Source organism: Methylobacterium sp. J-090, assembly GCF_022829345.1.
In the GTDB taxonomy this organism is placed as follows: domain Bacteria; phylum Pseudomonadota; class Alphaproteobacteria; order Rhizobiales; family Beijerinckiaceae; genus Methylobacterium.
In genome coordinates this window covers 1-10,274 of record NZ_JAKSXV010000056.1, presented here as the reverse complement: position 1 = coordinate 10,274, position 10,274 = coordinate 1, and the positions used below count along the sequence as shown (strand labels likewise).

At 68.8% G+C, this 10,274-nt stretch carries 14 protein-coding genes and 1 pseudogene; 7 read left to right on the top strand and 8 right to left on the bottom strand.

Going from position 1 to position 10,274, the window contains the following annotated elements:
* Positions 1 to 216 (top strand): hypothetical protein (locus MKK49_RS08020; protein ID WP_244027598.1); only part of this gene is annotated, 216 nt, incomplete at its 5' end.
* Between the two features lie 57 nt (positions 217 to 273).
* On the opposite strand, the gene rmf is transcribed toward MKK49_RS08020, so the two are convergent.
* From rmf to MKK49_RS08000, 5 genes are all read right to left on the bottom strand, one after another.
* On the bottom strand, positions 274 to 450 hold the full coding sequence (gene rmf, locus MKK49_RS24625) for a ribosome modulation factor (protein WP_313899148.1): 177 nt from the start codon (positions 448 to 450) through the stop codon (positions 274 to 276).
* A gap of 77 nt (positions 451 to 527) precedes the next feature.
* Positions 528 to 839 (bottom strand): hypothetical protein, encoded by a 312-nt coding sequence (locus MKK49_RS08015; protein ID WP_244027597.1) that lies wholly within the window; start codon positions 837 to 839, stop codon positions 528 to 530.
* Positions 840 to 878: 39 nt separating this feature from the next.
* Entirely contained in the window at positions 879 to 1,331 is a 453-nt protein-coding gene (locus MKK49_RS08010) for a Tellurite resistance protein TerB (RefSeq protein ID WP_244027596.1), read from the bottom strand.
* A gap of 150 nt (positions 1,332 to 1,481) precedes the next feature.
* Complete coding sequence (locus tag MKK49_RS08005; RefSeq protein WP_244027595.1) at positions 1,482 to 1,742, bottom strand: hypothetical protein; 261 nt, start codon at positions 1,740 to 1,742, stop codon at positions 1,482 to 1,484.
* A complete protein-coding gene (locus MKK49_RS08000) occupies positions 1,739 to 1,978 on the bottom strand; it encodes a helix-turn-helix domain-containing protein (protein ID WP_409565036.1) in 240 nt (79 codons plus the stop codon). The genes MKK49_RS08005 and MKK49_RS08000 overlap by 4 nt, the downstream gene beginning before the upstream one ends.
* 172 nt (positions 1,979 to 2,150) lie before the next feature.
* On the opposite strand from MKK49_RS08000, the gene MKK49_RS07995 reads away from it, so the two are divergent.
* From MKK49_RS07995 to MKK49_RS07985, 3 genes are read left to right on the top strand one after another with little or no spacing between them, the layout of a single operon-like run.
* Positions 2,151 to 2,408, top strand: coding sequence for a hypothetical protein (locus MKK49_RS07995; protein WP_244027593.1), 258 nt, complete (start codon positions 2,151 to 2,153; stop codon positions 2,406 to 2,408).
* 11 nt (positions 2,409 to 2,419) lie between these two features.
* Positions 2,420 to 2,908 (top strand): hypothetical protein, encoded by a 489-nt coding sequence (locus tag MKK49_RS07990; RefSeq protein WP_244027592.1) that lies wholly within the window; start codon positions 2,420 to 2,422, stop codon positions 2,906 to 2,908.
* Positions 2,899 to 3,165 (top strand): hypothetical protein, encoded by a 267-nt coding sequence (locus MKK49_RS07985; protein WP_244027591.1) that lies wholly within the window; start codon positions 2,899 to 2,901, stop codon positions 3,163 to 3,165. The genes MKK49_RS07990 and MKK49_RS07985 overlap by 10 nt, the downstream gene beginning before the upstream one ends.
* Positions 3,166 to 3,176: 11 nt before the next feature.
* On the opposite strand, the gene MKK49_RS07980 is transcribed toward MKK49_RS07985, so the two are convergent.
* The 3 genes from MKK49_RS07980 to MKK49_RS07970 all read right to left on the bottom strand — a co-directional run bounded on the left by MKK49_RS07980 (position 3,177) and on the right by MKK49_RS07970 (position 7,395).
* The gene (locus tag MKK49_RS07980) at positions 3,177 to 3,350 is read right to left on the bottom strand and encodes a hypothetical protein (protein ID WP_244027590.1); all 174 of its coding nucleotides are present in this window, start codon (positions 3,348 to 3,350) and stop codon (positions 3,177 to 3,179) included.
* 353 nt (positions 3,351 to 3,703) lie between these two features.
* The gene (mdoH, locus tag MKK49_RS07975; RefSeq protein ID WP_244027599.1) at positions 3,704 to 5,800 is read right to left on the bottom strand and encodes a glucans biosynthesis glucosyltransferase MdoH; all 2,097 of its coding nucleotides are present in this window, start codon (positions 5,798 to 5,800) and stop codon (positions 3,704 to 3,706) included.
* 50 nt (positions 5,801 to 5,850) lie between these two features.
* Positions 5,851 to 7,395, bottom strand: coding sequence for a glucan biosynthesis protein (locus tag MKK49_RS07970; protein WP_244027589.1), 1,545 nt, complete (start codon positions 7,393 to 7,395; stop codon positions 5,851 to 5,853).
* A gap of 278 nt (positions 7,396 to 7,673) precedes the next feature.
* On the opposite strand from MKK49_RS07970, the gene MKK49_RS07965 reads away from it, so the two are divergent.
* The 3 genes and pseudogenes from MKK49_RS07965 to MKK49_RS07955 all read left to right on the top strand — a co-directional run.
* Positions 7,674 to 7,919 carry a hypothetical protein gene (locus tag MKK49_RS07965; RefSeq protein WP_244027588.1) on the top strand — a complete coding sequence of 82 codons (246 nt, stop codon included), beginning with the start codon at positions 7,674 to 7,676 and terminating at the stop codon, positions 7,917 to 7,919.
* Positions 7,920 to 8,001: 82 nt separating this feature from the next.
* Positions 8,002 to 9,384 (top strand): bifunctional UDP-N-acetylglucosamine diphosphorylase/glucosamine-1-phosphate N-acetyltransferase GlmU, encoded by a 1,383-nt coding sequence (glmU, locus tag MKK49_RS07960; RefSeq protein WP_244027586.1) that lies wholly within the window; start codon positions 8,002 to 8,004, stop codon positions 9,382 to 9,384.
* Between the two features lie 164 nt (positions 9,385 to 9,548).
* Positions 9,549 to 10,274 (top strand): annotated as a pseudogene (locus MKK49_RS07955) (glutamine--fructose-6-phosphate aminotransferase); the annotation flags it as partial.

Below are 10,274 nucleotides of genomic sequence, written 5' to 3'. Positions count from 1 at the left end.
ATTGTGATGACCATAGCTCTGGCTATTGGCATTTCTGGAGCTTTAAACCATCTTGATGCGACAGATGTATTGCTAAGAACAATTTACTTATCCGGCGTTCTTGAAATTAGCTGGCTTATGAGCATATTTTTAGCAGCTTTTCTGAAAAACGATCGAGACAACAGTTCAATTACAAAAATAAAAGTCGATCGTAGTAAGAATAATCAGCCGGACTGACGAAGGCTCGATTTCATAGCGATAGCGGCTATGCTTCTATCTCCTGGCGCGTTCCGCTCACCCCAATCGGGGATCTGGCCCATCATCGCGGGGCGTTCCATCGTACCCCTCCATCCATGACGCGCGTTCCTCACTATCGCGCGGGTAGGGGCAAGAATCTTTCGGCCGACCGTGGATGCGGGCCTGAGCGCCTTCTTCGATGGGGTCCGGATGGGAATGCTGGGTTTGGGCCATGACAGTGCCTCCGCATTCAAATGTGCAGGATCAACTGCACCAAAATGAAACGTGATCCCGCGGCATATCAAGCATTCTCAGCCCTTCGTTCTCTGGAACGGCCGGAACGCGCGAGCCAGCCGTCCGGGCTCAGCTGCAACTGCTACCTCCGGTTCGGGCCCTTCGGCTGCCAGCATGATCTGCCCGAGGAGAGATGGCAGTTCCTTGCCGTGCTTCTTCAGCAGCAGGCCGGCATCGAGCAGCGAGCGGATGTCGTCATCTCGAACTGGGCGCTTCATGATTTGAGCGTCCAGCACTCGATCAGCGAGGAGCGTCGCGAGCCGAGAAACCTCAGCGAGGCGCCTGGTTGGGTCGGGGATGATAGCAACCGTCATTGGGCTTTCGCTCATCTCGATACGACTCCCGGCACGATAGGCTCTACCTCTGAATTATGGGGCGAGGGTCGGCTTGACGTGAGCGAGCCGGAGCAGGGCGTCCTTGTCGACGGACAGGGCGGTCGCGATCTCATTCAAGGCTCTATGCTCGACCTCACTGATTCCCTCGTGGTCGGCGGCATCGGACGCGATGAGGAACACGCTGTTCCGCTGGTCGATGGACCGGTCGGCGATGGCGGCCACGCGGCTTAGATTGTCAACGCGGCCGACGCGAGTCCGCGCGCGCGCAATGCCGTCGAACAGTTCGGCCTCCAGCATCAGGGTATCGTAACCCTTCTCGATGATCGGATTGGCTTTCATGGCCGCCAGGGCAACCTCCACCTCCTCCTCATCGACCTCACTGTCGGCGACGATGACGTTCGCCGCGGCTGACACCGCAGCATGCATCAGCGTCTTGTCGCCGACGTAGGCTGTGACACTCTGGATGAGGTTCTGGAAAATGCCCATCTTGGACTCCTAGGGGCGGATCGCTTGAGGGACCGCCCAATGGCAACGCTCAGGGCACTCATAGGTCGCGGCGCACTTCCTCCGCACCTTGGCATTGTCTGCCCTTCGTCCCTCCGCTGGGTGGCGCCGTTGAAAACCGCTCCGCCGGCGTCAGTGACCTACGGGTTCGTTGTCGGAGAAGGACCGGATACCGTCCTCTGCAATGGCGCGTTCGAAAGCTTCATACGCCTCTAGATCGTCGGGGAACCTGAGTTCCCAGACCGTCGAGCAGCCCTCGCGGTCCACGACCTCCAGAGTCCAGGTATCTGCGGTTCCGGCGAACCGATAAATGTAGACCTTCACCGTCAGACCGTCGCGGCTGATAGCTCCGCCGAGCGGAGACATTTCCAAGTCGCGATCTGCAGCGTTCATGGTGGTGCCTCATGGGACTGCGCATCGGTATCTTGCCGCTTCCTGAGCCGGACGCCAGCCCCTCCGCCGTTCTCGGGGATGAACTCGACGCCGGCGGCTTCGAGGGCAGATTGTAGAGCGGCAACGGTTCGCTCCTTGAGAGCTTCCCCGCGCTCAAACCGGGCCACGGTGTCAGCCGACACACCGGCCGCGGCAGCAAGATCCCGGACACCGAGGCTGAGCGCGGTCCGCGCCATCTTGCATTGGACAGCCTGCATTTCATAACCCTGTTACGATTTTGATTGACGGCCGTCCGATCTAGACGTAATCATAACCCTGTTCCGATTTCGGAACAACAACTGGTTTTGGCGTATCGCGCCGGCCTCTCCAGACATGCCCTGAAATCCTCAGCCCCGGAGCACACCGGTTATGGCAATGCCCTCGCTCGCCCCTTTGCACCTCAAGCGCCACCCCACAGACGGCTTGTATGCCTGCCCGGCCCCGATCCTCGAGGCCGACGAGCACACTCCGGACAGCGCCGAGGACTGGCGCGTCACGTCCCACGTACGGCCAGACACCCCCCACGTCCGCGCCCCGCGCTTCCTGGACCTCATCGGGGAGATGGCCTCGGCACTCCTCATCATCGCCGGGGGCGTCGCCGCCTACGGTTTCGCGCACTTGGCTTGAGGGGGCCTGTGATGAACACGGATCGCAAGACGGATCCCGCAAGCAGCGATGCGACGCTTCGAGAGCGGGCCGCGTCAGCCCGTGCCGGGCTTGCCGAGCATTCATCGGAGACGAGCCTGAGGCGCCGGTTCGGCAACGCTCGAGGCTACGCCGACACATTCGACTTCTCGCCGTTCGATCTCATCGACGTGGTTCGCCTCTACGAAACCACCCGCCAGATCGGCGACTACCTGAGTCACACCACCAACATGCCGCTGTGCGTCCACCGGCACGCAGGAGACCACCCCGTCGCCTCGCCCATCGGGTGGTTCCTCGATTTCGAGAAGGAGCGGATGGCGTTCTTCAGAGATCGTTGCGTGGCTGAGATCCATCGCCGGCAGCCGCAAAGCGAGGACGAGCGCGACGAAGCCCTCGTTGCCCGCCTCGCCCATGAAATGGACTGCAACGGCCGGATTGCCGAACCCGGCCTCCTCCTCGAAGCACTGAAGGCATGGGGCTGATCATGACCAACGTCGTCCGCTTCCCGGCCAGCCGGCGCGTCCCGGCCACCACCATCCCCCGCGAAGAATTTGAGCGCCTGGCCGAGCTCGCCCTCGATGTCGTCGATCGAATCGTCGCCCTGCTCAATGCAGAGGATGGCGACGCAGATTTAGAGCTCGATGTGGACGGCGAGCCGTCGCTTGGCGCTCCCGAGAACCATCACACCTCGCAGGTCACGTGGCTGCGTGGCGGGGATCGGGACATCGAGGCGTCGTGACGTGGCCGGCCTCAGTCGTCCCGCGATCGAAGGCCCAGGACCAGGACCGTCACGACCACCGACCCCGCGATGATCAGGGACAGAACGATCTGATCCGTCGGGTCGCTGGTGAAGGCATGCGCGATGGCCGGCCCGAGAAGGGCACACCCGCCACCGGCGAGGATCGCGACCGTTCGGGGCGTCATCGGACCACCTCGCCTGGACCGATCGGGGCCCATGCCGAGGCAACTGCCGGCCGGAGCGTTTGTGCATCCGAGGTGACTTCATGCCCCACGGCGGGGCAGGGCGGTTGCTACCGCTTTGCTACCCAACTCATTGATACGAGCCAGGATGGAGAACGATGAGAGAACGCCAGAATTCCGATTTCGGCAGTCAGAACAACACGTTATCTGACTGCCGGGGATTGGGCGGGATGGCCGGGAGCGAATTTCAAGACCGCTGCCTTAAACCACTCGGCCACCCTTCCGTCCGCACCGGCGCGGAGCCGGCGGGGTCGCAAGGGTTCTAGCGGAGAACGGGACGGCCGGAAATCGAAAACTCAGGCGGCGCCGGGTTCGAGGCGGCCCAGGCGGTCGAGCAATGCGCGGTCGTGCAGGAGGGCCATGCGCTCCTTCGGGGAGAGCCAGGCGGCCGCCTCGTCGAGGGTGTGGGCCTCCACCACCTTGGCCTGGGCCAGCGCCCGGTCGGTGTCGATGACGCCGCGCGGGCGGGGCGCGGCCTGGGGCAGCATGGCGGCGTGCGCCCGCGCGAAATCGGGCTCGACGTGGAGGGCGCGCAGGGCGTCGGATTCGTCGAGGCCCCGCGCGGCGTTGCACGCGGCGAGGCGGCCGGCCTCCGTGGCGATGGCGGGCGGGTCACGCTCCTCCGGCGTCATCAGCAGGCCGAGCCGCTTGAGGGCGAGGCCCCAGGAGAGCTGGCCGCTCGCCCACGAGATCGGGATCGCCAGGACGAGGCCGAGGATGGTGGGCGACATCCACAGGAACAGCGAGGTGGCGATGGCGAAGGCCGCCACCCCGGTGACGAGCCCGAGCATCATGTGCCAGCGGTGCCGGCGCACGATGTCGCCCCACGGGATCGAGCCGTCGTCGCGCCGCTGCGGGTTCCAGCCGGTGTCGCGCCCGACGAGGATCTGGAACACCGAGCCCGACTGGATCACCATGGCGATGGGCGCGATGAGCGCCGACAGCAGGATCTCGATGAGGCTCGACAGGACGAGGCGGACGGCCCCCCCGCAGGCCCGGCGCACCGGCCCGTCGATCAGAGCGAGGATGAGTCCCAGAAATTTCGGGGCGAGCAGGATGCCCATGGTGATCCCGAACAGCTGGAGCGCGCGCACGGGATCGAAGCGCGGCCAGACCGGGTAGAGCCCGAACTCGCTGGTGAAGTATTCCGGCCGCACGTAGGCGGTCTGCAGCACCAGGGCGATGCCGACCACGAGCTGGGCGAGCCAGAGCGGGGAGGCGACGTAGCCGGCGATGCCCGTGGCGAAGTGCTGGCGCGAGGCGGCCTTCAGGCCGGCGGCCCCGATGATGCGGCTGTGCTGGAGGTTGCCCTGCGCCCAGCGCCGGTCGCGCACGGCCACATCGATGAGGGAGGGCGGGCTCTCCTCGTAGGAGCCGGGGAGCGCCGGCAGCATGGTCACGCTCCAGCCGGCCCGCCGGATCAGGGCGGCTTCCACGAAATCGTGCGACAGGACGTGGCCCCCGAACGGCGGCTTGCCGGGCAGGTCCGGCAGGCCGCAGGCGGCGGCGAACGCCTTCGTGCGGATGATGGCGTTGTGGCCCCAGTAATTGCCGTCGCGGCCCGACCACACCGACAGGCCCGTGGCGATGACCGGCCCGTAGATCCGCGCGGCGAATTGCTGGACGCGGGCGAACAGGGTGTTGCGGTTGATGATGAGCGGCAGGGACTGGATGATGCCGGAATCCGGGTCCGCCTCCATGGCGGCGGCGAGGTGCACGACGCACGCCCCCGTCATCAGGCTGTCGGCGTCGAGCACCAGCATGTGGTCGTAGGTGGCGCCCCAGCGCGAGACGAAGTCGCCGATGTTGCCGGCCTTGCGGTGATGGTTCTTCGCCCGGTGCCGGTAGTAGAGGCGGGCGTCGTCGCCCCAGCGGGCGCGCAAGTCGAGGAAGGCGCGCTCCTCGGCGATCCAGGCATCCCCTTGCGTCGAATCCGACAGGACGAAGTAGTCGAAGGCTCCACCCAGCCCCGTGGCGTCGATCTCGGCGCGCATGGCCTCGATGGCGGCGAAGGTGCGGGCCGTGGCCTCGTTGTAGACCGGCATCACCACGGCCGTGCGGGTGGTGAGCGCGACCGGCAGGGCAGGGGTTCTGCCCCGACGCAGGAGGACGAAAAAGCCCAGGATCGCGCCGGTGAAGGCCAGGGCGATCCAGGAGAAGTTCAGGGTGAACAGGGCCAGCAGCACGTACTGCAGGGCCGTGGTGCCGCCCGAGACCGCCACCACCTCGTACATCTGCATGGCGCCGTAGGCGGTGAGCAGGGCCGCCGCGCCGAACACGAAGGCCCGGGCGAGCCACGGCTTGGCGTGGCGCACGGACGGCACGTGGCCGTCGGCCCCGTCCCAGGCATCCAGGCGCTGCACCGGCATGGCCAGGGGGGCCTCGGGCGGCATCGCCGGTCGGAACGGGGCGGAGGCCGGGGCGATCTGGGGCGCGGGTGCGTTCACGGTGTCCAACGGTACAGCCAGGTTTCGGTCAGGGCGGTGTCGGCGCGCTGCAGGTTCAGCCGCAATTCGCAGGCCTTCTCGCCGCGCGGGTCGAGTTCGAAGACCACGCGCACGGTCTTGCGGTCGGGATAGCGGTAGAGGTTGCTCACCGTGATGGCGCCGGGGCCGACCGAGAGCTGGGTCCGCAGGTCGCCGGCTTCGGCCAGTCCCTCCCCGGTGAAGTCCACGAGGAACAGGCGCCGGGCGTCGCTCGTCCCGCGCCCGGCGCGGGTGCCGGAGACGATGGCGACGGGCACCGGTTCCGGCGGCTGCCAGCACCAATGCTGGCGGTAGCTGAACCCCATCTCGGCCCCCGCCGCGAGGCCGGCTTTCGGCCGCCAATAGGCCAGGATGTTCTCGTTGAACTCGGAATCGCTCGGGATTTCGAGCAGCGTCACGGAGCCCGGTCCCCAGGCGGAGAGGGGCTCCAGCCACAGGGACGGGCGCCATTCCCAGTGCTGGACGTCGTCCTGGAAGCTGCGGTAGTCGCGGGCCCGCTGCATGAGCCCGAAGCCCTTCGGGCCGTCGTCGACGAAGGACGAGACCTGCAGGGTCTCGGGATTGCGCGCCGGGCGCCAGATCGATTCGCCCCGGCCCGTGCGGATCTGGAGGCCGCCGGAGGAATGGACGGCGGCGCGCGCATCGTCGGCCCCGCGCCGATCGTAGGGGCCGAACAGGTAGCTCGTGGTCATGCCGCCGAGGCCGAGATGGTCGATGGCCGTGCGCGCGAACACCGTGCCCTCGACGTCGCAGAGCGAGGCGGCGCCCGGGCGCAGGCTCATGCGCAGGGAAGCCGTGGCCGAGGGCGAATCGACCAGGGCGTGCAGGACGAGGGGGCCGCCGGGGCCGGGCCGCTCGATCCAGAGGGCGCGGAACTCCGGGAACTCCTCGCCGCGGGCATCGGCCGGCCGCAGGGTGAGGGCGCGGGCGGTGACGCCGAAGCCCTGGCCGGCGGCGACGAGGCGGAAGAACGAGGCGCCCTGGAAATAGGCGAAATCGGTGAGTTCGCCCCCCTCGAAGCGGGCGCGGAGCTTGACGCCGGAATAGCCCGGATCATCCTTCATCGCCGGGATCGGGGTGGTCTCGGCCTCGAACCGGGCGCGGTCGTAGGGGACGGGGCGCACGACCCCGTCCTCGATGAGCGCCAGGGCGACGCGGCCCTTGAACACCGAGCCGCGATGGAGGGGCTCGACGGTGAAGCCGAGGCCGGCATCGGACCAGATCGCGCTGCCCGGCACGGTGCGGATGCCGGCGTACTGCTCGCGGTTGAGGCCCGCCAGGGCCTCGGGCAGATCGTCCGTGCGCGGGGCGACGTAGGCGCGCGCGGCGAGCGCCCGGGCGAGGTCGGCCACCAGCCCGGGTTGGAACGGCGTGCCGGCCGCGGGAAGGGCCGGTGCCTCGTCGGCGAAGGCCGGGACGGGCACGGCGGCGAGGCCACCGGACAGGGCGACGGCGCCGGCCCCGCGCAGGAGGGCGCGGCGGGTGTGATTCCGAGACTCCATCGTCCCCGGGTCATCGGCCGCGGGGACGGCGTGAAGAGAATCCTGGAACGGCGTCGTCATGGAACCTGTCGTTTCGGCGCGAAAGCGCAGGAAAGCGGGTGCGGCGGCGACGGCTTTACCATGCACCGGCCTGAACTGGAGGTTAAGTGTCACGGAACGCGCGATGCGCCGATCCCGTTCAACCGGCCGGCGCAGGCCGGGCATCTGGTCGAGCCGCGGCGCTTATGGCACATCGGAAGCGTCGATGATCCCTACTCGACAACGCAACGGAGGAGTCCATGGCGCTGATTCCATGCCCCGCCTGCACGCACCGGGTGTCCACGCAGGCGCTGGCCTGCCCCGCCTGCGGCCATCCCGGCCCGGACGGGGCCTCGCGGGGCGGGGGAAGCGGGGTCGCCCGGGTGCTGGGCCATGTCGCCGGCACCTATGTTTCCACGACGACTCTGGCGAGCCTGGCCCTGGGTTGCGTCATGTTCGTGTGCGTCGCCGCCGTGCTGATCACCCTGATCCTGTCGGGCCGCTGATCCCGGGGCGGGCGCCTGACAGACCCCGGGATGGCGCAGCGGCGCATCCCGGTACAAACTGACGACGAGGACGGATCGACCCATGGGTGCAGCGACGACGACCACGACCGGGCGCAGCCTCACCGCCGTCGTGCTGGCCGCCGGCAAGGGCACGCGGATGCGCTCGGACCTGCCCAAGGTCCTCCACGCCGTGGCGGGGCGGACCATGCTCGGCCACGTGCTGGCCGCCGCCCGCGAGGCGGGGGCGACGCGCATCGCCGTGGTGGTCGAGCCGGGGCAGGCGGCCGTGGCCCGGGAGATCGGGCGGGCGGCCCCGGGCGCCGCCGTGTTTCCGCAGGCCGAGCGCCTCGGCACGGCCCATGCGGTGCTGGCCGCCCGCGCGGCCCTGGAGGCGGGCGACGACGACGTGATCGTGGCCTTCGGCGACACCCCCCTCGTCACCGGCGCCACCCTCGCCCGCCTGCGCGCCCCCCTGGCCGACGGCGCCGCCGTGGCGGTGCTGGCCTTCGACAGCCCGAACCCCGCGGGCTACGGCCGCGTGCTGACGGAGGACGGGCGCGTCCTCGCCATCCGCGAGGAGAAGGACGCCACCGCCCCCGAGCGGGCCGTCACCCTGTGCAATGCCGGCCTCATGGCCCTGTCGGGCCGGCACGCCCTCGATCTCCTCGGCCGCATCGGCAACGCCAACGCGGCCGGGGAATACTACCTGCCCGACGCCGTGGCCCTGGCCGTCGCGGACGGGCTCACGGTGGCCGTGGTGGCCGTGGACGAGGCGGAGGCCCAAGGGGTCAACGACCGGGTCCAGCTCGCCGTGGCCGAGGCCGAGATCCAGGGCCGCCTGCGCCGCGCGGCCCAGCTCGGCGGCGCCACCCTCGTCGCACCCGAGACGGTTTTCCTGAGCTTCGACACGGTGTTGGGCCGGGACGTTCTGGTGGAACCTCATGTGGTGTTCGGCCCCGGCGTCACCGTCGGCGACGGCTGCACGGTCCACGCCTTCTCGCATCTCGAAGGCGCCACTTTGGCATCCGGCGTGCAGATCGGCCCCTATGCCCGCCTGCGTCCCGGTGCGGTGCTGGAGACGGGGGCAAAGGTCGGCAACTTCGTCGAGATCAAGAACGCGCGTCTCGAAGCGGGCGCCAAGGCCAACCACCTGAGCTACCTCGGCGACGCCGAGATCGGGGCGGGCGCCAATGTCGGGGCCGGCACCATCACCTGCAACTACGACGGGGTGAACAAGCACCGCACCATCATCGGGGCGGGCGCCTTCATCGGCTCGAACACGGCCCTCGTCGCCCCCGTGAGCGTCGGGGCCGGGGCCATCGTCGGGGCCGGCTCGGTGATTTCGTCCGATGTCGCGGACGAGGCCCTGGCCGTGGCGCGGGCGCGCCAGCGCAACATCGCCGGCTGGGCGCCGGGCAAGCGCGCGGCTCTGGCCGCCGAGAAGGCCAGGCGCGCGAAACCATAAACCATGCGGGCGGTCGGGTTCGTCGCCGCAAGCGTCCGTTGAGGGTTGGCCGGCGACGCTCCGACGGGCGGCCGGGTGGCGTGCCTGCTCCGATCCGATACAAGCCGGGGTTTGCCGGACAATGCCGGACTTTGCCGGCGGCCCGTTTGTGAGAGACACGACCCATGTGCGGAATCGTTGGCATCGTCGGACGGGACGCCGTGGCCGGGCAGCTCGTGGAAGCCCTGCGCCGGCTCGAGTATCGCGGCTACGATTCCGCCGGCATCGCCACCCTGACGCACGGGCGCCTCGAGCGGAGGCGGGCGGAGGGCAAGCTCGCCAACCTCGAGGCGCGCCTGCGCGACGAGCCCTTGGGCGGCGCCATCGGCATCGGCCACACCCGCTGGGCGACGCACGGCCGCCCCAACGAGACCAACGCCCACCCGCATGCCACGGCGCGGCTGGCCGTGGTCCATAACGGCATCATCGAGAATTTCCGGGAGCTGAAGGCCGAGTTGCAGGGCCTCGGTGTCCGCTTCGAGAGCGAGACCGACACGGAGGTGGTGGCCCAGCTCGTCAGCCACGCCATGGACGGGGGCCTCGGGCCCATCGAGGCCGTGGCCGCCTGCCTTCCGCGCCTCCACGGCGCCTTCGCCCTCGGCATCGTCTTCGCCGGTTACGACGACCTGCTCATCGGCGCCCGCCACGGTGCGCCGCTGGCCATCGGCTTCGGCCCAGGTGAGACCTATCTCGGCTCCGACGCCCTGGCCCTGGCGCCGTTCACCGAGGAGATCACCTATCTGGAGGAGGGCGACTGGGCGGTCCTGTCCCGCGCCGGCGCCGAAATCCGCGACATCGGCGGAGCGGTGGTGGAGCGCCCGCGCCAGCGCATCGTCGCCCAGGCCTACCGG